The organism is Sphingomonas plantiphila (genome assembly GCF_046000505.1).
GTDB classification, from domain to species: Bacteria; Pseudomonadota; Alphaproteobacteria; order Sphingomonadales; family Sphingomonadaceae; genus Sphingomonas; species Sphingomonas plantiphila.
The window spans coordinates 664,769-682,089 of sequence record NZ_JBELQC010000001.1 but is presented as its reverse complement, the minus strand read 5'-3'; the positions used below and the strand labels follow the sequence as shown (position 1 = coordinate 682,089).

Below are 17,321 nucleotides of genomic sequence, written 5' to 3'. Positions count from 1 at the left end.
GTTGCATTGGTATCGTTGCGTCAATCGGTGCCGCGCGGCTGGGCTGTGGACAGGCCACGCTGCGCCGCCCGCGCGAGCGCGTGATCGGCGCTGTCCTGCGACACTTCCCACACCATCACCCCGCCGGCCTGCCGCCGGGCGAGGCGCGCCTTGGCCTCAATCGTCGCGGGTCCGTTATAGGTGATGTAGCGGCACCCGGCACAGGGCGTGCCGATCCGGTCGCGCTTCGCGGCTTCGGGATAGGCGGCGAGGAGGTCGCGATAGGACCAATTGGCCGCGACGCCGTTGAAGCCATAGCCGTAAAAGGGGACGCCGAGCACCAGCCGCTCGGGCGCGACGCCGCGTTCAAGCCACAGCGCGAGATCGCGCCGGGCCATCGCCAGCGGGGCATGTTCGGCGCCGGCCGGCCCCCAGCTCGGCCCGATCGCGTCATAGGACATGACGTTGACCAGATCGAAATAACGGATCGACGCGACCGGGATCATCCCCCCGTCATAGGATGCGGTGGCGCAGGTGAGCAGCTTACCGCGCGCCTGCATCGCGCGCGACAGCGCCGCGATGAAGGGCGTATAGTCCCCGGCCCGGTCGATCGCGGTCAACAATTCGCCCTCAAGATCGACATCGATCCCGTCGAGACCGAGCGTGTCGGACAGCGCGACCAGCGCCGCGACGGTCGCGTCGCGCCGGTCGGCGGCGAGCAGCGCGGACCAGTCGCCCGAACAGGACGGAATGACGCCGCCGCCGATCGACACCAGGACCTTCGCACCGTTCGCGCGCAGCCGTCCAACCTGCGCGTGCAGCTCCGCAACATGGGTTTTCGCGCCGAGAGGGGCGGGCATGCAAGTCAGCTGCCCGTCGCGTTCGAACGCGCCATCCGCGTCGGGATTGGCGAAGGCGATGTTGAAATGGGTGTAATCCGCCAGTCGGACCCGCGCGATCGTCGGGTCGATCCCCTTGAACGCGGCGATATAGCCGACCATCACCGGCTGGCGCGGCGCGGATGCCGCGTCCGGAGCTGATATGACGAATACAAAACCAATCAGTGCGGCCAGCGCCGCGCGCAGCATGATTATCGGTCTCAACGCGCGATCCCCCATAGCGAAACGGCCGATCCGAAGCGATTGACCCTTCATCTCCGATATGACAACTTAAATACAAATCGTCGAGAGGGAGCAACGCAATGCGCAGGATCGGTTGGATGGCGGCAGTGTCGCTGGCCGTGGCAGGACCGGCGGTCGCGCAGGCCGATGCGCCGTCGCAACGGGCGCTCGACCGGCTTGCCGACACGCTCGACTATCGCTTCGAAGTCGTGGACAATCGCCCGGCATGCCCTGCGGACGTGGCCAATTGCTTCCTCGCGACGATCACCCTGACGATCCCGGACAATCTGCCGGCGGCGCTGCGCACGGGAAGCGGGCTGTCGCTCTATTTCAGCTTCGTCAATCCGCTCGCGCGGGTCGAGAGCGACCTGTTCGAGCACAGTGCCATCAATGGCGATTTTCAGCGGCTGACGCTCAAGCCCGGCGCAGTGCTGCGGCCCGGTTCGCGGCATGTGATCAAGCTGTGGGGCGTCGGATCGCATCTGTCGCGCGCGGTGGTGATGCCGAACGCCTATCTTGCCGCGGAGGGGCGGCGCGCGCGGGTCATCGCGTCGACGCGCGACACGATCGACCCCGATACCGGGTTGCCCGCGCTGCGCTTCGTCGCGCCGATGACCGATGCGGCACGGCTGACGACCAAGAGCGATGACGACAAGACGGTATGGCTGACCCCCGAGCGCGCCTTCGCCGAGAATGCCGAGCGCGCGACGGCGCCGGCCGACGGCATCGTGATCCTCCCGCGGCCGGGCCAGGCCGAGCAGCATGACGGCGCGTCCGTCGATCTGACCAAGGGCGTCCGGCTGACGCTGACCGGCGTGGAGCGGGCGGGAATCGCGCCCGCGCTGGCAGCGCTTGGCGTGCGCGAAGGCGGCGGCTTGCCGCTGGCGATCCGGGTCGACCCGACCAGCGGGATCGCGCCCGAAGGCTATCGGCTGGAGGCGCGCGCCGACGGCGTTGCGATCACCGCCGCCGACGCCGCGGGAGCGAGCTACGGGCTGCGCTCGCTCGCCCAGCAGGCGGCGTTCGAAGGCGGGAAGATGCGCCCGCTGACGGTCGCGGATGCGCCGCTCTATCCGCATCGCGGCCTGCATCTCGACCTCGGCCGCAATTTTCATGGGCGCGACCAGATATTGAAGCTGGTCGAGGCGATGGCGGCGTACAAGCTCAACAAGCTGCATCTGCATCTTGCCGAGGACGAGGGCTGGCGGATCGAGATTCCGGCGCTGCCCGAACTGGCGCAGATCGGATCGGTGCGCTGCCACGATCCGGAGGAGAAACGCTGCCTGCTGCCCCAGCTCGGCGCGGGGCCGGACGGGGCGCCGGGGGTCAACGGCTATCTCACCACCGCCGACTATGTCGCGATCGTGCGCGCGGCGAGCGCGCGCGGGATCGAGGTGATCCCGTCGATCGACATGCCCGGCCATTCGCGCGCGGCGATCGTCGCGATGGAACGCCGGCACGACCGGCTGGCGGCGGCCGGCAAGTCCGCAGAGGCCGATGCCTATCGCCTGATCGACCCGGCCGACACGACCACCTATCGCAGCATCCAGAACTATAGCGACAACACGCTCAACGTGTGCATCCCGGCGACCTATCGCTTCGTCGACACGGTGGTCGATGCACTGGCCCAGATGCACAAGACCGCCGGAACGCCACTCAAGACCTTTCATCTGGGCGCGGACGAAACCGCCGGGGCGTGGGTGAATTCGCCGGCGTGCAAGGCGATGATCGCGGACAATGGCGGCGACGCCCGCAACCTCACCCCGCGTTTCATCGAGCGCGTCGCCACCGCACTGGCGGCCAAGGGCATCCGCGCGGGCGGGTGGAGCGACGGGATGGGGCATACCGATCCGGCGCGCATGCCCGCCAATGTGCTGACCAACATCTGGGGCGTGCTGCATACCGGCGCGATCCGCGAGGCGCACGACCAGCTCAACCGGGGGTGGGACGTGGTGCTGTCGATCCCCGATCTCGGCTATTTCGACATGCCCTATGCGCCGCATCCCGACGAAGGTGGCTATTACTGGGCGTCGCGCGGCGTCGACAGCCATCAGGTGTTCGGCTTCATGCCCGACAATCTTCCGGCCAATGCCGCGCTGATCGCCACGACCAGCGCGGAGCCACAGGCGATCGAGGACAAGCCGGTGCGCGCGCCGGGCCGCCGCATCGCCGGCATCCAGGCACAATTGTGGAGCGAGACGGTGCGCACCGACGCGCAGGTCGATTACATGCTGTTCCCGCGCCTGCTGGCGCTGGCCGAGCGCGGCTGGGCGCCGGCGCGCTGGACGCCCCCGTACGACCCCGGCCAATCCTATGCGTGGCAGGATCCGCGCGTGGATCGCGCCGCGCTGGCGGCCGGGTGGCGCGACTTTGCCGGGCGCGTGGCGGTGCAGTTCGGACAGCTCGAGCGGCTGAACATCGCCTATCGCGTCGCGCCGCCGGGCGCGCGCATTGTCGGCGGGATGCTGGAGGCGAACAGCGCCTTCCCCGGCATGGCGATCGAGTATCGCGTGCGCGGGGGCAACTGGACGCGGTACAAGGGGCCGGTTGCGGTGCAGGGTCCGGTCGAACTCCGCAGCCGATCGCGCGACGGCAAGCGCAGCAGCCGGACGGTGATGGTGTCGCCGCCCTGATAGCGGGGAAGCGCGTTCGTGCGGTACGGCTCAAAGAAGATAACCAAATAGGCACAAATGGCTTGACAGCGTCGCGCTGTTCAGGTACATAACAGGAACGCTGAAGAATTGCGAGTCGCGGCGATCGCCCGTTGAACTCCGCTTCCCAGCGGCTTTTGAAATTCACTCGATCGGGCCGGGGCGGCGACGCCTTCCGGCCCGATCTGCGTTGGGGGAGAGGCAGGGATGGGCACGCGCAGTGGCGACACCGATGCGGCGCAGGCGCCGGGCGACCGCACGGGCAAGCGGGTGCGCTGGACCAAGGCGATGCGCGAGGCGTTCCTCGATCACCTTGCCGCCACCTGTAACGTCAAAGAGTCGGCGGCGGTGATCGGGGTGATCGCGGGATCGGTCTATCGCCTGCGGCGCCGCGACCCGCACTTCGCGGCGGCATGGGAAGAGGCGCTGGCACTCGGCTATCAGATGCTGGAAACGCGGGTGATCGGCCATGTCCTGGCCGGCGGCACGCGCCACGAGCCGCTGGGGTGCGATGCCGACGGCAACCTGGGGGGAATCGACTTCGAAAGCGCGCTGCGGTTGCTCGTGGCGCACCGCAATGTTCCGGGGAAGCCGCGCGGGCGCGGCGCGGGGCCGCAATATGCCGCGCGCGAGGAGACCGATGCGATGCTGTTGAAGCAGCTGAAGCTGATCGAGGCACGGCGGGTGCGCAAGGCGCAATGGGCGGCAACGGTGGCGGCAGGCAAGGCCCGGCAGCTGACGCATGACGCCGGAGCGTCTGCGCCGGTCGCCGCAAGCGATGCGGTGATCGAGCAGCAGCCGAACGTGAAGGCGGTGGGCGATGGCGAGTGATGCGGACATCCGCGCGGCGATCGATCGCCTGATCGCGCTGCCGGACGACGAGCGCGCCCATGCGATCCGGGCGATGACGGTGCCGATGCGCCGCGAGCTGCTGGCACGGTGGAGCCTGTGGGCGCATGGCGGGCAGCTGATGCCGCCGGGCGACTGGCGCGTGTGGCTGATCCGCGCCGGGCGCGGGTTCGGCAAGACGCGTGCGGGGAGCGAATGGGTGCACCAGCTGGCGCTGGACGAACCCGCCGGGCGCTTCGCGCTGGTCGGCGCGAGCCTGGACGAGGTGCGGCGGGTGATGATCGAGGGGCAGTCGGGGCTGATCGCGGTGGCGCGGGCGGACCGGCGGCCGGTGTGGAAGGCGAGCGCACGCGAGCTGCATTTCGCGTCGGGGGCGATCGCCTTCGCCTATTCGGCGGATTCGCCCGAAGGGCTGCGCGGGCCCGAGCATCATGCCGCCTGGGCGGACGAGCTGGGCAAATGGGGGCGCGGCGGCGAGGCGGCGTGGGACAATCTGACGATGGGGTTGCGGCTGGGCGAGCGGCCGCGCGTGCTGGTGACGACGACGCCGCGGCCGACGCGGCTGATGCGGCGGGTGATGGCGCTGCCCAACGCCGTCGAGACGCGCGGGGCGACGCGCGACAATCCGCATCTGCCGGCGAGCTTCGTCGCGGCGATGGAGGCCGAATATGGCGGCACGCGGCTGGGACGGCAGGAGCTGGAGGGCGAGCTGTTGAGCGATGTGCCGGGCGCGCTGTGGACGCGGGCGATGATCGAGGCGGCGCGCGGCGTGGCGGTCGACGCGCCGGTGCGCGTGGCGGTGGGGGTGGACCCGCCGGCGAGCGCGGAGGGCGATGCGTGCGGGATCGTCGCGGTGGCGGTCGACGACGCGGGGCGGCTGAGCGTGCTCGAGGATGCGAGCGTGGCGGGGCTGTCGCCCGAGGGCTGGGCACAGGCGGTGGCGGCGTGCGCGCGGCGGCACGGTGCGGACCGCGTGGTGGCGGAGAAGAACCAGGGCGGCGACATGGTCGAGAGCGTGCTGCGCGCGGCGGCGGTGTCGATGCCGGTGCGGCTGGTCCATGCGAGCCGCGGCAAGGCGGCGCGGGCGGAGCCGGTGGCGGCGCTGTACGAGCAGGGCAGGGTGCGGCACGCCGAGCCCTTCGCGGCGCTGGAGGATGAATTGTGCGGGCTGGTGCGCGGGGGCGATTATGTGGGGCCGGGGCGGTCGCCGGATCGGGCGGACGCGCTGGTATGGGCGGTGTGGGAGCTGGTGTTCGGGTGGAAGGGGGAAGTGGGCGTGCGGGGGACGTGAGCCCCCTAGCCCCCGCCCGTCGCCCCCGCTAAGCCAGCGCGCATGTGCGTATTGGCGCTGGCGTGGCGGATGCATCCCAACTGGCTTCTGGTCGCCGCGGGCAACCGCGACGAGCGGCATGCGCGCGCGTCGGCGCCGCTGGGGCGGTGGATGGCGACGAGCCCGCACAACCATGCGGTGATCGGCGGGCGCGATATGGTCGCCGGGGGGAGCTGGTTGGCGGTGAACGAAGCCGGGCGGCTGGCGGCGGTGACCAATGTGCGCGGCGAGGCGGCCGATCCGGGCAAGCTGTCACGCGGGAACCTGGTGACCGACATGCTGGCCGGGCACGAGCCCGAGGACCTGGACGCGTACAACCCGTTCAATCTGATCGCGCTGGACCCGACCGGGCCGGTCTATCTGTCGAACCGGCCCGAGCCGGTGCGGCGACCGCTGAGCCCGGGGATCCATGGGCTGTCGAACGGCCTGTTCGATACGCTGTGGCCCAAGACGATCCGGGTGCAGATGGCGCTGACCGCGTGGCTGGAGGCGGGGCGCGCGTCGCTCGAGCCGCTGTTCAACGCGCTGGCGGACGAGCGGCCGGCGGGGGCGGCGGAACGCTACGAGCCCGATCCGCTCGAGCCCGTCGATTCGCCGGTGTTCATCCGCAACCCGGTCTATGGGACGCGGTGCAGCACGGTGGTGGCGGTCGATCATCTGGGGCGCGGGCGGATCGCCGAGCGGCGGTTCAACGCGGCGGGATCGCTGGAGGGCGAGAGTTCGGTGAGTTTTACGTGGGCGTGATGTTCGGGATTCGGTGCCGCCAAAAGAGGAAAACGCAATGACACCCCGCGAAGTGATCGGCGTAGCCGAGGTGCCGGGCGGGGAGGCGTTGCGGCTGGTTCGGCACGGGCGCGACTTCATCATCATGCTCGAGCGCAACGAGCTGATGTCGAGCCGGATGAGCGGATCGGAAGAGGCGCTGGCGGACATGACGCTTGACCGGCTGAAGGATCCGGCAAACGCGCGGCTGCTGATCGGCGGATACGGCATGGGGTTCACGCTGCGCGCGGCGCTCAGGCGGCTGGGGCGCAAGGGGTGGGCGTGCGTGGTCGAGCTGGTGCCGGGCATCATCGAGTGGGCGCGCGGGCCGATGGCGGAACTGGCCGACGGGTGCCTGGACGATCCGCGCACGCAGCTGGTGATGGGCGATGTCGGCGCGGAGATCGCGCGCAGCCGGGGGAGCTGGGAGGCGATCCTGTTGGATGTCGACAATGGCCCGGACGGGCTGACGCGCGACGCCAATGACGGGCTGTACACGATGCGCGGGCTGGAGCGGGCGCGGGCGGCGCTGGTGCCGGGCGGGGTGCTGGCGGTGTGGTCGGCGGGGCCCGACCCGGCGTTCGCGCGACGGATGCGCGACGCGGGCTTTGCGGTCGAGGAAGTGCAGGTGCGGGCGCGGCAGAATGGCAAGGGACCAAGGCATGTGATCTGGTTCGGGCGCAAGGGCTGAGGCCCGCGACCGACACCCACGACGGGCGCCTGCCTTGTACGGCTGCGGCGATCGGACCAGAGTGCCGCCATCGAGTGATCTGCGAGGGTGCCGACATGCGTATTTGGTACATCGGTCTGGCCATTGCCGTTGCGGCATCGTGCTGGCCCGGCTGGGCGCCGGCGCAGGCGCAGGGCGGCGTTCCAGCCCCGTCCAGACAGCAATTGAGCGGGCTCGATCCGGCAGAGGCAAGCGCGCTGGTCGCGAAGCTGGAGGAGGCGCAACGGCTTTTGCAAGCCGGCGCGTTCCCGCCGTTCGAACTGCTTTCCGGCGCGATCGCATCCTATGAACAGGCCAAACTGGGGCCGCGCGAGGCGTTTTTGCGCGTGCCGTTCGACCAGGTCTGGAAAATCGAGCGTGGGCGCCGCGACAATCCGTTGTGGCAACCCTTTCGGCTGAGCTACGCGCCCGATGGCCTCGGCAAGCGCTATTGGGATATCGAGGTGGTGTTCGGCGTGAACGGCAATATCGAGCGGGTGACGATGCTCTACAAACCGCCGGCGCCGTAGTGATGGTGGCGTCCACGCGCTGCGAGGGCGCCCCCTGAGCGAGCTCGGGGGGATTTAGATTAAGGCGCTCAGCGCGCACTCACCCCGGCCCGAGCGGTCGAGGGCGCATCAGGAGAAATTCCATGAAATGGTTCGGGCGGAAGTCCGGGCGCGAGGGATCGCGTCCGGTGTTGGCGCGTGGCGCGGGGATGGCGGTGCCGCTGGGCGAGTGGCCGCAAAGCTATGAGGCGCAGGTGCGCAGCGGCTACGCCGCCAATCCGGTGGCGCAGCGCGCGGTGAAGTTCGTGATGGACGCGATCGCGGGCGCGCCGCTGGCGGCGAGCGACCCGGCGCTGCTGACGCTGGCGAACGCGCGGATGCAGGGGCTGGAGCTGAGCGCGACGCTGGCGGCGCAGCTGATGCTGCACGGCAATGCCTATGTGCAGATATTGGGCGACGGCGCGGGCGGGGTGGCCGAGCTGTTCGCGCTGCGGCCCGAGCGGGTGAGCGTCGAGACCGATGCGGCGGGCTGGCCGGTCGCCTATCGCTATCGCGTCGGCGGATCGGTGACGCCGATCGCGGCAGAGGATGCGAGCGGGCGCGTCCAGCTGATCCATATCCGCGGGTTCAACCCGCTCGACGATCACTACGGGCTGGGGTGCCTGGGCGCCGCGTCGGGGGCGATCGCGATCCACAATGCGGCGACGCGGTGGAACAAGGCGCTGCTCGACAATGCCGCGCGCCCCTCGGGCGCCTTGGTGTATGAGCCGGGCGACGGCAGCGCGCTGTCGCCGGCGCAGTTCGACCGGCTGAAGGGCGAGATGGAGGCGGGCTTTGCCGGCGCCGCCAATGCCGGGCGGCCGATGCTGCTGGAAGGCGGCCTCAAGTGGCAGGCGATGAGCATGACCCCGGCGGACATGGATTTCGTCGGGCTGAAGGCCGCGGCGGCGCGCGAGATCGCGCTGGCGTTCGGGGTGCCGCCGATGCTGATCGGCCTGCCCGGCGACAACAGCTATGCCAATTATCGCGAAGCCAACAAGGCGGTGTGGCGGATGACGATCCTGCCGCTGGCGGACTTGGTGCTGACCGCGCTGGCGCAGGGGCTGGCGCCGTGGTTCGCCGATGCGAAGCTGTGGGTCGAGGTCGACAAGGTGCCGGCGATGGCGGAGGATCGCGAGCGGCTGTGGCGCAGCGTATCGGGCGCGGACTTCCTGAGCGATGCGGAGAAGCGCGTCATGCTGGGGCTGGGGCAGGGCCCGGAGCAGGAGCGCGGGTCGTGAGCGCGCCGGTCGACGGCAAGCTGCTGGCGCAGATGATCGCGCAGGGCGAGGCGCAGGGCGCGGACATGGCGACATTGCGCGGCATCGCCGAGGAAGCGGGCGAGCTGGGCGCGATCCGGGCGCTGGCGCGACTGGGGCTGGACGATCCCAAGGCGGCGAAGGACATGGGCGAGCTGCGCGAGCTGCTCGAAGCCTGGCGCGATGCCAAGCGATCGGCGGTGAAGGCGGTGGCCGGATGGGTCGTGCGGATGCTGCTGGCGCTGGTCGTGGTCGGGCTGGCGGTGAAGCTGGGATTCTGGGGGGTGGGGAAGTGAGCGATCGTGCAGGTCCTGACCGATCTCCAGCGTTTGCAGGGGGGCAGAGCCTTGTGGTTCGTCGCCCGCGGCCCTGGGCCCCTGCGTTCGCAGGGGAACAGGAGAAGGCCTGGTCGGGGCCGGTTCGGTTCGCCGGCTATGCGGCGGTGTTCGATGCGCCCGACCGGGGCGGCGACGTGATCCGGAGCGGCGCGTTCGGGGACGCGGTGCGGCGGGTGCCGCTGCTGTGGCAGCATCGCGGGCAGCCGGTGGGGGTGATCGAGGCGATCGGCGCGGACGCGCGCGGGCTGCGCGTGACCGGGCGGGTCGATGCGCCGGAACTGGCGACGCTGGTCGCGACGGGCGCGGTGAGCGGGCTCAGCTTCGGATACCGCACGGTCAAGGCGCGGCAGGGGCGGTGGCGCGAGATCATGGCGCTGGAGCTGTGCGAGGTCAGCCTGGTGGCGCGGCCGATGCAGCCGCATGCGCGGGTGCATGCGGTTGCGGCGGCGCCCCGACCGATGCCGGGGAGGATGGGCTCAACCGCGCAGCATCATCCCAGCAGCGCGACCAGAAGCTTGAACGCAGATAGCGGGCCGCCGCCATAGGCGGAGAGGGTGAGCAGGATCGACGCGACGAGGAAGGCGAAGATCGCCCAGCGGCTGCGTGCGAAGATCGCGCCGCCGAGCAACGCGAAGCCGATGAGGTTGAGGATGATATAGGGCAGCAGCAGTTGGGACGGGATGGTGGCGCTTTCGTGCACGAGAATCAGCAGGTTGGTCGCCACCAGGAGGCCGAGGGCGACGCGGCGGTTGCGCAGAAAATAATCGTCGAGATTGCCCAGTCTTCCGGATCGCGGGGCACGACGAGCACGCTGGCGGCAAAGGCGCTGACCCCGATCAGCGTCGGGATCGCAAGTCCCTGTATCGAGATCTGCACATCCTGCAGGCTCACCCAGGCATCGATGAACAGTGCCATCAGTTGCAGAAATACGAGCGCCCCGAGCAAGGGCGTGAACAGGCCGAGTTTCGGGCGCTGGCGGTGGCGCAGCAGGTTCATGAAGCCGAGCAGCAGCTCTGCAACGGCAAGGCCGACGAGCAGGCTGTAGAACGTCATGAAGAATTCAAACTGGCTCATGCCAACGCCCCCGGCGGAGCAGCCTAGGGGCGATGGCGACGTTGGCAATAGGCGGTCGAGCGAGCGGAGCCTTCAGTATCGCACAGGGGCGAAGCGGCGGGGGTTGTGCGAGGTCAGCCGGGTGGCGTGGTCGATGCAGCCGCATACATGTTGCGCAGTCGGAACGCGCGATGCAGGTGATGAGGATGCAGGAAGAATATCGTCCCAATTCCGATTTTCTGATGATGGTGCTGCATGACGAAGTACCGCTGACGGGCGGAAGTCTGGCCGAGGTAAATCTCGCGCGACTGATCGATCTGACCAGTGACGATGACGACAGTAACCGTGATTGGGCCGTGACGCTGTTAGCAGCGAGCGGGATCGATACGGCCGAAGTGCGGTCCGCGCTTCGGCGCGCGGCGGACGACCCGCAGATCGATACGCGGTGCGAGGCGTTGCTCCGACTGGCGGTGGTCGAGCCGGGCTTCGCCTTGCCGCGCGTCAAGGAGATGCTGGAACAGGATGATATCTATGCGCTGACGCTGGAGGCGGCCGGGTTGCTGGCCGATCGGTCGCTCATAGCGGTGCTCGAGCAAATCTGCGTAAGGCCCTTTGACGATGTAGATGTGGTGTTTGCCGTGTTGGCGCGTGACGCGCTGGAGGCGAGCCGGACGGGGAAGGTTCCTCGGGCGCTGGAATGGAGATTGGTCTAACCATAAGCCTCTGCGAGGCCTTGACTGCCCCACCCCAACCCAATCGTGAGGGGGGGCTTTTGGCCTAGCTCAATCGGCGGGCGTTGGCGCGGACCTTGCGGCGGTAGTGGGCGAGCGCCTTGCGGGTGGTGGTCGCGGGGCTCATGCCCATGGCGCCGGTCATCAGCGCCATCTGGAGTTCGAACGCGGCGGTCATCTTTTCGGTGACCATGCGTTCGGCCTCGCGCTGCGCCTCGGCGCCGCCCTGGGCGATCTTGGCCGTGCGCAGCCCCATGACGGCGGCGGATTCCCAGCCGAGCGCCCAGGCGTCGAATCCGGCGTTCATCCAGCTTCTGGTCGATCGTTTGGACATTTGAATTTTCCCGGAATGACGGTGCGTCAGCGTCCCTAACGATACAGGAGCGCCGATGGGCCCGCGGGTGCGCGATTATCGCGGGTGAGCGCCCGATCTTTTCGAGACGACGGGGTTCGCCTGGCGCGGGCTCCCTCCACCGCGCCGGTCGGGCGCGGTTCACCCTCCCCATGCCCGGGGAGGTTCCTTTGGCATGGAGAAGACTATGGAAACGAAGGCGGATGTCCTCGAACACTCGTTCGAGGCGGTGGAAGCGGCTGGCGTGCCGGTGGCGCGACCGATGCTGAGCGGCGCGCGCAGCGCCGGTGGTGCGGCGTTCGAGGGGTTCCTGCGCAGCGGGAGCGGCGCGTTGGAGGCCAAGGCGCTGTCGGGGGTGAGCGGAGCCGAGGGCGGCTATGCCATCCCGCGCGAGATCGACACGATGGTCGACGCGACGCTGGCCAGCATTTCGCCGATCCGCGCAATCGCCAATGTCGTGACGGTGGGCAGCGCGGGCTATCGCAAGCTGGTGGCGAGCGGCGGCACGCCGTCGGGCTGGGCGAGCGAGACGGCGGCGCGCGACGAGACCGATACCGCGACGTTCAACGAGATCGCGCCGCCGATGGGCGACCTGTTCGCCAATCCCGCCGCGAGCCAGACGATGCTGGACGATGCGGCGTTCGACGTCGAGGCGTGGCTCGCCGACGAGATTTCGCGCGAGTTCGCCCGGGCCGAGGGCGCGGCGTTCGTGAGCGGCAACGGGGTCAACAAGCCGAAGGGCTTCCTGTCCTATGCCACCGCGGCGACCGGGGACGCCACGCGCGCCTTCGGCACGCTGCAGCATGTGCCGTCGGGCGCGGCGGGCGCGTTCGGGGCGAACCCGGAGGAAACGCTGATCGACCTGGTCCAGGCGCTGCGCGCGCCGTACCGGCAGGGGGCGGCGTTCGTGATGAATTCGACGACGCTGGCGCGGATCCGCAAGTTCAAGACCAGCGACGGGGCGTTCCTGTGGCAGCCGTCGTTGAGCGCGGGGCAGCCGGCGAGCCTGCTCGGCTATCCGGTGGTCGAGGCCGAGGACATGCCCGACATCGCCGCCAATGCGCTGGCGATCGCGTTCGGCAACTTCAAGGCGGGCTATCTGATCGCCGAGCGCGGCGAGACGCAGGTGCTGCGCGATCCGTACAGCAACAAGCCGTTCGTGCACTTCTATGCCACCAAGCGTGTCGGCGGGGCGGTGACCAACAGCGAGGCGATCAAGCTGCTGAAGTTCAGCGCCGCCTGATCCGACATCTTTAATCCGGGCAGGGGGATGAAAAGGCGGCTCGCTTCGCGGCGGGCCCCCTCCACCATGCTGCGCATGGTCCCCCTCCCCGTTCCGGGGAGGAATGATGAGCGACCAATTCCAGAATCGGGCCGACACGGTGTCGGCGCCGGCGACGCGGGCGGTGGCGGTGACGCCGCACGACAGCAACCCGCTGACCGACGCGCCCAAGGCGCTGTATGTCGGGACCGGCGGCAACATCACCATGCGCGGCGTCAACGGCACCGCCGATACGCTGTGGAAGAATGTGCCGGGCGGGACGGTGCTGCCGTTCCGCGCGCGCTATGTGCGGGCGACGGGGACCAGCGCGGGCGACCTGCTGGCGCTGTACTGATGGGGGCGATCGGGATCGGCCCGTCGCTGGCGCTGCGTCAGCGCGGATGGGTGCGCGGGTTCGACTTCATGGGCGGGGTGCTGCCGGTCGGCGCGACGCTGACGCGCGCGTCGCCGGGGGTGCGCTGGACGCCGCAGGGGGTGCTGGCGACGCTGGGCGCCGATGTGGCGCGGTTCGATCACCATCCGGTGACCGGGGCGCCGCGTGGGCTGCTGATCGAGGGGGCGCAGACCAATGCGCTGGCGCGGTCGGGGGCGCTGGGGAGCACGCCCTGGTCCGCGGCGAGCGTGGTGCTGAGCGAGGGGCAGGCATCGCCCGATGGCGGCACCGCCGCGACGCTGGTCAACGACAATGCCGCCGCCAGCTATGGCCAGGTGCTGCAGAGCTTCGGCGCGACGAGCGGGACGGTGTGCCTGTCGGCCTATGTGCGCAAGGACGCGGTCGGCAAGGCGACGCGCTTTGCGCTGCTGCGGCTGGGCGGGAATATCGACCTGGGGATCGACACCGCGACGGGCGAGGTCGCCGATGTCCGCGGCAATGCGAGCGGGCATGGCGTCGAGGATTGCGGCGCATGGTGGCGGGTATGGATCGCGACCGGGGCGAGCGTCGCCAGCGTCACGCTGCACCCCGCCTGCGGCGCAGGGGCGATGACCCTGGCGAGCTTCAACGGCGCGGTCGTCGGCGCGACCGCGGTGTGGGGCGTGCAGGTCGAGGGGCGGGCGACGCCGTCGAGCTATATCGCGACCGGCGCATCGGCGTGGACGCGGGCGGCGGATGTGCTGACGCTGAACTGGGGCATGCTGGGCGTGGCCGACGGGCCGGTGACGATCCGCTACACCTTCGACGATCTGAGCAGCCAGGATGGGGCGGCGACGATCGCGGGGGGCGTGACGATCGTGCCGACCAATCTGGCGCGCGCGCGGCTGCGGTCCGCCCGCATCGTCTGACACCCACAATCGGGAGAGAAGAGATGGACGCTGGCATTCCGGCGGACGCGATCGCGGCTGCGCGCGACGCGGTGAAGGTGCATCTGCGCGCGGTGGGGACGAGCGAGGACGCGCTGATCGCGCAGCATGCGGCGAGCGCGATGGGGCTGTGCGAGGCCTTTACCGGGCAGGTGCTGATCGTGCGATCGCTGCGCCAGACGCTGGCGGCGCGCGGCGCGTGGCAGCGGCTGGACCAGGCGCCGGTGCGGGCGATCAGCGGCGTCGCGTGGCTTGCACAGGACGGGGTGGCGACCCCGGTGCCGGCGGAGGGCCATGCGATCGACATCGATGCGCGGGGCGAGGGCTGGGTACGGATGACTGGCGCGCGCGAGGGGCGGATCGCGGTGGACTATCAAGCGGGGCTGGCGACCGACTGGGCGGGGTTGCCGCCGCCGGTGGCGCAGGGGGTGGTGCTGCTGGCGGCGCATCTGTTCGAGGCGAAGGGCGCGCAACCGCCCGCGGTGGTGACGGCGCTGTGGCGGCCGTGGCGGCGGATGCGGCTGAGCGGGGAGCGGGCGGCATGAGCGGGCTGGAGACCAAGGCGCGGCGGATCGGTGCGCGGGCGGCGGTGCAGACGCGCGAGCGGATTGCGGCGGCGCTGCAAGACGAACTGGGCGAGGGCGTCGCGGTGGATGGCGACCGCGTGACGATCGCCGGGCGCGGGGCGGTGGCGCGGATGCTGCGCGAGCCGGCGCTGCGCTGGATCGCGGGGCTGATCCGATGAGCGCGCGCGAGGCGCTGCAGGCGGCGTGTGTCGCGGCGCTCGAGACGGCGCTGGAGGGGGTGCGCGTGTTCGACGCGCCGCCGGCGCGCGCGGCGCTGCCGCATGCGGTGGTCGACGAGCCGCTGCTGGGCGACTGGTCGACCAAGGACATGACGGGGCGCGAGGGGCGGATCGCGATCGGGCTGGTCGACCGCGGCGAGCGGCCGGGGCGGCTGCGGGCGCTGACAAGTGCGGCGGAGGATGCGCTGCTGGCGATGGATGCGGATCTGGGCGGCGGGTGGCGGGTGGTGGCGCTGCAGCTGCTGCGCAGCCGGATCGTCCGCGGCGGCGACGGCTGGGTGGCGACGAGCGACTTTCGGGTGCGGATGCTGCGGGAAAGCTGATTGGTCCCGCACCGGCCCGCTCCCCCACCCGGCCACCCATAGGATGCTGGCGCTGGGTGGCCGGGTGGGGGAGCGGGCCGGTGCCGCAATCAAACAAGGAGACAAGATATGACGGTGGAGAAGGGAAGCGCGTTCCTGCTCAAGGTGGGCGATGGCGGGGTGCCGGTGGCCTATGCGACGGTGGCGGGGCTGCGCACGACGCAGCTGAGCGTCAATGGCGAGGCGGTGGCGATCACGTCGAAGGATTCGGGCGGATGGCGCGAATTGCTGTCGGGCGCGGGGGTGCGATCGGTGAGCGTGTCGGCAGCGGGGGTGTTTACCGGCTCCGCAGCGGAGACGCGGATCAAGGGCAACGCGCTGGCCGGGACGCTCGACGACTATCGGCTGAGCTTCGAGAGCGGCGAGACGATGACCGGGCGGTTCCTGGTCACGCGGCTGGACTATGCCGGGGATTTCAACGGGGAGCGCAGCTACACGCTGAGCCTGGAGAGTTCCGGGCCGGTGGTGTCGGCATGAGTGCCAATCCCGCGCGCGGCGAGGCGGCGATCCGGGTGGCGGGCGAAAGCCTGGTGCTGCGCCCGAGCTTTGCCGCGCTGGTCGCGGCGGAGGCGGAACTGGGGCCGTTGTTCGCGCTGGTCGAGCGCGCGGCGGAGGGGCGGCTGGCGCTGGGCGAGATGGTCGCGCTGTTCTGGCATTGCCTGAAGGAACGGCCCGAGGGGCTGACCCGCGCGGCGTTCGGCGAGGGGGTGGCGGCGGGGGGACTGGCCGCGGCGTCCCCGGCGCTGCGCGTGTTGATCGGGCAGATATTGGCGGGGCGATGACCCCGGATCAGGCCCGGGGCGGGCGCTTCGCCGACCGCGCCGCGCTGCTGGCGGGGCAGGCGGGGGTGGCGTTCGGCTGGGCGCCCGAGGCGTTCTGGCGCGCGACGCCGGCGGAACTGATGGCGCTCGTGCGCGCGGTGACGGGCGAGACGGTGGCGCCGCCCGACCGCGCGACGATCGCGAAGCTGATGGAGGCGTATCCCGATGGATGAGGAAATCGAGCGGCTGGTGGTGAGCGTCCGCGCCGACACGCAGGGGTTCGCGCGCGACGTGGCGGAGATGCGCGGGGCGATCGACGGGCCGTTGCAGGCGGGGGCCGACCGGGCGGGGCGCGGGATCGAGACCGCGCTGCTGCGCGCGGTGCGCACCGGCAAGCTGGGGTTCGAGGATCTGAAGCGCGTGGCGAACCAGATGTTGAGCGAGATCGCCGCGGAGGCGGTGCGCGGCGGGCTGGCGTCGATCTTCGGCGGCGGGGGGCTGGCCGGGCTGATCGGCGGCCTGTTCGGGCTGCCGGGGCGGGCGACGGGCGGGCCGGTGGCGCCGGGGCGGCCCTATGTCGTCGGCGAGCGCGGGCCGGAACTGTTCGTGCCGACCGCGAGCGGGCGGGTCGAGGCGCCGATGCCGGGCGGCGGACGCGACGTGCGGGTGGCGATCACGATCCATGCGCCGGGCGGCGGCGAGGCGGCGGCCGGGGCATTGCGGCAATCGAGCCGGCAAGTGGCGCGGGCGGTCAAGGCGGCGCTCAGCGGGGCAGATTAGCTATTTTTCGAAAATGGTGTGTCCGCTGCGGACGCTCCATTCTTCGTCCTCTTTCACGACTTCCACGATCGCGTGAAGCGTGCCGCGACCGCGGTAATACAGAGAGATTCTGCATGTCGCTGCGGTCTCGTCTTCTTCAGGTGGACGACAATGCGCGCGCGATATCCGGGTCGCCCGAATGGCACTTGCGGTCCTGAGGCACTCCAAGCAGTCCCGGTTGAGCTTTTCTTGCGCCTCGATCTCGCGCCAGACCCTTACTGCCTCAGCCAGTTCCTGCGGCGAGGGACATGTCGGCGCTGAGCACGCGCCAGCGAGAAGAATCAGACTGGTCAACATCGGACCTCCATTCG

Annotated in this window: 24 protein-coding genes; 20 read left to right on the top strand and 4 right to left on the bottom strand. The window is 70.3% G+C overall.

Annotated features, from left to right (window positions below; all coding sequences use genetic code 11):
* Positions 1-20 precede the first annotated feature (20 nt).
* Positions 21-1,082, bottom strand: a complete 1,062-nt coding sequence (locus ABS767_RS03215) for a glycosyl hydrolase family 18 protein (RefSeq protein WP_408076924.1) — start codon at positions 1,080-1,082, stop codon at positions 21-23.
* A gap of 98 nt (positions 1,083-1,180) precedes the next feature.
* Between ABS767_RS03215 and ABS767_RS03210 the strand changes: the two genes are divergently transcribed.
* The 9 genes from ABS767_RS03210 to ABS767_RS03170 all read left to right on the top strand — a co-directional run bounded on the left by ABS767_RS03210 (position 1,181) and on the right by ABS767_RS03170 (position 10,091).
* Positions 1,181-3,733, top strand: a complete 2,553-nt coding sequence (locus tag ABS767_RS03210) for a family 20 glycosylhydrolase (protein ID WP_408076923.1) — start codon at positions 1,181-1,183, stop codon at positions 3,731-3,733.
* Positions 3,734-3,958: 225 nt separating this feature from the next.
* Positions 3,959-4,582 carry a hypothetical protein gene (locus ABS767_RS03205; protein WP_408076922.1) on the top strand — a complete coding sequence of 208 codons (624 nt, stop codon included), beginning with the start codon at positions 3,959-3,961 and terminating at the stop codon, positions 4,580-4,582.
* Positions 4,572-5,891, top strand: coding sequence for a DNA-packaging protein (locus tag ABS767_RS03200; protein WP_408076921.1), 1,320 nt, complete (start codon positions 4,572-4,574; stop codon positions 5,889-5,891). The genes ABS767_RS03205 and ABS767_RS03200 overlap by 11 nt, the downstream gene beginning before the upstream one ends.
* 42 nt (positions 5,892-5,933) lie before the next feature.
* Positions 5,934-6,674 carry an NRDE family protein gene (locus ABS767_RS03195; RefSeq protein WP_408076920.1) on the top strand — a complete coding sequence of 247 codons (741 nt, stop codon included), beginning with the start codon at positions 5,934-5,936 and terminating at the stop codon, positions 6,672-6,674.
* Positions 6,675-6,711: 37 nt separating this feature from the next.
* Positions 6,712-7,383 carry a spermidine synthase gene (locus tag ABS767_RS03190; RefSeq protein ID WP_408076919.1) on the top strand — a complete coding sequence of 224 codons (672 nt, stop codon included), beginning with the start codon at positions 6,712-6,714 and terminating at the stop codon, positions 7,381-7,383.
* Between the two features lie 95 nt (positions 7,384-7,478).
* On the top strand, positions 7,479-7,931 hold the full coding sequence (locus tag ABS767_RS03185; protein ID WP_408076918.1) for a hypothetical protein: 453 nt from the start codon (positions 7,479-7,481) through the stop codon (positions 7,929-7,931).
* A gap of 122 nt (positions 7,932-8,053) precedes the next feature.
* The gene (locus tag ABS767_RS03180; RefSeq protein ID WP_408076917.1) at positions 8,054-9,190 is read left to right on the top strand and encodes a phage portal protein; all 1,137 of its coding nucleotides are present in this window, start codon (positions 8,054-8,056) and stop codon (positions 9,188-9,190) included.
* Positions 9,191-9,222: 32 nt separating this feature from the next.
* Positions 9,223-9,504, top strand: coding sequence for a DUF6127 family protein (locus ABS767_RS03175; RefSeq protein WP_408078638.1), 282 nt, complete (start codon positions 9,223-9,225; stop codon positions 9,502-9,504).
* Between the two features lie 53 nt (positions 9,505-9,557).
* Complete coding sequence (locus ABS767_RS03170; RefSeq protein ID WP_408076916.1) at positions 9,558-10,091, top strand: HK97 family phage prohead protease; 534 nt, start codon at positions 9,558-9,560, stop codon at positions 10,089-10,091.
* Here the strand turns inward: ABS767_RS03170 and ABS767_RS03165 are convergent.
* Together ABS767_RS03165 and ABS767_RS03160 are read right to left on the bottom strand one after the other, a co-directional pair.
* Positions 10,037-10,270 carry a hypothetical protein gene (locus ABS767_RS03165; RefSeq protein ID WP_408076915.1) on the bottom strand — a complete coding sequence of 78 codons (234 nt, stop codon included), beginning with the start codon at positions 10,268-10,270 and terminating at the stop codon, positions 10,037-10,039. The two genes, ABS767_RS03170 and ABS767_RS03165, sit on opposite strands and share 55 nt — an antisense overlap.
* Complete coding sequence (locus tag ABS767_RS03160; RefSeq protein WP_408076914.1) at positions 10,252-10,620, bottom strand: hypothetical protein; 369 nt, start codon at positions 10,618-10,620, stop codon at positions 10,252-10,254. The genes ABS767_RS03165 and ABS767_RS03160 overlap by 19 nt, the downstream gene beginning before the upstream one ends.
* A 185-nt stretch (positions 10,621-10,805) precedes the next feature.
* Here ABS767_RS03160 and ABS767_RS03155 point away from each other — a divergent pair, with 185 nt between their 5' ends.
* Entirely contained in the window at positions 10,806-11,312 is a 507-nt protein-coding gene (locus ABS767_RS03155) for a lyase (RefSeq protein ID WP_408076913.1), read from the top strand.
* A gap of 64 nt (positions 11,313-11,376) precedes the next feature.
* Here ABS767_RS03155 and ABS767_RS03150 read toward each other — a convergent pair whose 3' ends face one another.
* Positions 11,377-11,664: a hypothetical protein gene (locus ABS767_RS03150; protein ID WP_408076912.1), complete on the bottom strand. Its 288-nt coding sequence runs from the start codon at positions 11,662-11,664 to the stop codon at positions 11,377-11,379.
* A 205-nt stretch (positions 11,665-11,869) separates the two neighbouring features.
* Between ABS767_RS03150 and ABS767_RS03145 the strand changes: the two genes are divergently transcribed.
* From ABS767_RS03145 to ABS767_RS03100, 10 genes are all read left to right on the top strand, one after another.
* Positions 11,870-12,925 carry a phage major capsid protein gene (locus ABS767_RS03145; protein ID WP_408076911.1) on the top strand — a complete coding sequence of 352 codons (1,056 nt, stop codon included), beginning with the start codon at positions 11,870-11,872 and terminating at the stop codon, positions 12,923-12,925.
* Positions 12,926-13,031: 106 nt separating this feature from the next.
* Positions 13,032-13,298 (top strand): spike base protein, RCAP_Rcc01079 family, encoded by a 267-nt coding sequence (locus ABS767_RS03140; protein WP_408076910.1) that lies wholly within the window; start codon positions 13,032-13,034, stop codon positions 13,296-13,298.
* Entirely contained in the window at positions 13,298-14,245 is a 948-nt protein-coding gene (locus ABS767_RS03135) for a phage head spike fiber domain-containing protein (protein WP_408076909.1), read from the top strand. Before ABS767_RS03140 ends, ABS767_RS03135 begins: the two co-directional genes overlap by 1 nt.
* 23 nt (positions 14,246-14,268) lie before the next feature.
* A complete protein-coding gene (locus tag ABS767_RS03130; RefSeq protein ID WP_408076908.1) occupies positions 14,269-14,808 on the top strand; it encodes a head-tail connector protein in 540 nt (179 codons plus the stop codon).
* Complete coding sequence (locus ABS767_RS03125; protein ID WP_408076907.1) at positions 14,805-15,008, top strand: hypothetical protein; 204 nt, start codon at positions 14,805-14,807, stop codon at positions 15,006-15,008. The genes ABS767_RS03130 and ABS767_RS03125 overlap by 4 nt, the downstream gene beginning before the upstream one ends.
* Positions 15,005-15,391 (top strand): DUF3168 domain-containing protein, encoded by a 387-nt coding sequence (locus ABS767_RS03120; RefSeq protein WP_408076906.1) that lies wholly within the window; start codon positions 15,005-15,007, stop codon positions 15,389-15,391. Before ABS767_RS03125 ends, ABS767_RS03120 begins: the two co-directional genes overlap by 4 nt.
* Positions 15,392-15,499: 108 nt before the next feature.
* A complete protein-coding gene (locus ABS767_RS03115) occupies positions 15,500-15,907 on the top strand; it encodes a phage major tail protein, TP901-1 family (protein WP_408076905.1) in 408 nt (135 codons plus the stop codon).
* Positions 15,904-16,212: a GTA-gp10 family protein gene (locus ABS767_RS03110; RefSeq protein ID WP_408076904.1), complete on the top strand. Its 309-nt coding sequence runs from the start codon at positions 15,904-15,906 to the stop codon at positions 16,210-16,212. Before ABS767_RS03115 ends, ABS767_RS03110 begins: the two co-directional genes overlap by 4 nt.
* On the top strand, positions 16,209-16,424 hold the full coding sequence (locus ABS767_RS03105) for a phage tail assembly chaperone (RefSeq protein WP_408076903.1): 216 nt from the start codon (positions 16,209-16,211) through the stop codon (positions 16,422-16,424). Before ABS767_RS03110 ends, ABS767_RS03105 begins: the two co-directional genes overlap by 4 nt.
* Positions 16,417-16,971, top strand: a complete 555-nt coding sequence (locus ABS767_RS03100) for a tail tape measure protein (RefSeq protein WP_408076902.1) — start codon at positions 16,417-16,419, stop codon at positions 16,969-16,971. The genes ABS767_RS03105 and ABS767_RS03100 overlap by 8 nt, the downstream gene beginning before the upstream one ends.
* Positions 16,972-17,321: the final 350 nt, after the last annotated feature.

Excerpts from the sequence above, each read along its gene's own strand:
- ABS767_RS03100 (WP_408076902.1), top strand. The coding sequence starts at position 16,417 with ATGGATGAGGAAATCGAGCGGCTGGTGGTGAGCGTCCGCGCCGACACG.
- ABS767_RS03185 (WP_408076918.1), top strand. The coding sequence starts at position 7,479 with ATGCGTATTTGGTACATCGGTCTGGCCATTGCCGTTGCGGCATCGTGC.
- ABS767_RS03200 (WP_408076921.1), top strand. The coding sequence starts at position 4,572 with ATGGCGAGTGATGCGGACATCCGCGCGGCGATCGATCGCCTGATCGCG.
- ABS767_RS03190 (WP_408076919.1), top strand. The coding sequence starts at position 6,712 with ATGACACCCCGCGAAGTGATCGGCGTAGCCGAGGTGCCGGGCGGGGAG.
- ABS767_RS03205 (WP_408076922.1), top strand. The coding sequence starts at position 3,959 with ATGGGCACGCGCAGTGGCGACACCGATGCGGCGCAGGCGCCGGGCGAC.
- ABS767_RS03110 (WP_408076904.1), top strand. The coding sequence starts at position 15,904 with ATGAGTGCCAATCCCGCGCGCGGCGAGGCGGCGATCCGGGTGGCGGGC.
- ABS767_RS03135 (WP_408076909.1), top strand. The coding sequence starts at position 13,298 with ATGGGGGCGATCGGGATCGGCCCGTCGCTGGCGCTGCGTCAGCGCGGA.
- ABS767_RS03105 (WP_408076903.1), top strand. The coding sequence starts at position 16,209 with ATGACCCCGGATCAGGCCCGGGGCGGGCGCTTCGCCGACCGCGCCGCG.
- ABS767_RS03150 (WP_408076912.1), bottom strand. The coding sequence starts at position 11,664 with ATGTCCAAACGATCGACCAGAAGCTGGATGAACGCCGGATTCGACGCC.
- ABS767_RS03160 (WP_408076914.1), bottom strand. The coding sequence starts at position 10,620 with ATGAGCCAGTTTGAATTCTTCATGACGTTCTACAGCCTGCTCGTCGGC.
- ABS767_RS03195 (WP_408076920.1), top strand. The coding sequence starts at position 5,934 with ATGTGCGTATTGGCGCTGGCGTGGCGGATGCATCCCAACTGGCTTCTG.
- ABS767_RS03210 (WP_408076923.1), top strand. The coding sequence starts at position 1,181 with ATGCGCAGGATCGGTTGGATGGCGGCAGTGTCGCTGGCCGTGGCAGGA.
- ABS767_RS03155 (WP_408076913.1), top strand. The coding sequence starts at position 10,806 with ATGCAGGAAGAATATCGTCCCAATTCCGATTTTCTGATGATGGTGCTG.
- ABS767_RS03180 (WP_408076917.1), top strand. The coding sequence starts at position 8,054 with ATGAAATGGTTCGGGCGGAAGTCCGGGCGCGAGGGATCGCGTCCGGTG.
- ABS767_RS03145 (WP_408076911.1), top strand. The coding sequence starts at position 11,870 with ATGGAAACGAAGGCGGATGTCCTCGAACACTCGTTCGAGGCGGTGGAA.
- ABS767_RS03120 (WP_408076906.1), top strand. The coding sequence starts at position 15,005 with ATGAGCGCGCGCGAGGCGCTGCAGGCGGCGTGTGTCGCGGCGCTCGAG.
- ABS767_RS03130 (WP_408076908.1), top strand. The coding sequence starts at position 14,269 with ATGGACGCTGGCATTCCGGCGGACGCGATCGCGGCTGCGCGCGACGCG.
- ABS767_RS03115 (WP_408076905.1), top strand. The coding sequence starts at position 15,500 with ATGACGGTGGAGAAGGGAAGCGCGTTCCTGCTCAAGGTGGGCGATGGC.
- ABS767_RS03175 (WP_408078638.1), top strand. The coding sequence starts at position 9,223 with ATGATCGCGCAGGGCGAGGCGCAGGGCGCGGACATGGCGACATTGCGC.
- ABS767_RS03125 (WP_408076907.1), top strand. The coding sequence starts at position 14,805 with ATGAGCGGGCTGGAGACCAAGGCGCGGCGGATCGGTGCGCGGGCGGCG.
- ABS767_RS03140 (WP_408076910.1), top strand. The coding sequence starts at position 13,032 with ATGAGCGACCAATTCCAGAATCGGGCCGACACGGTGTCGGCGCCGGCG.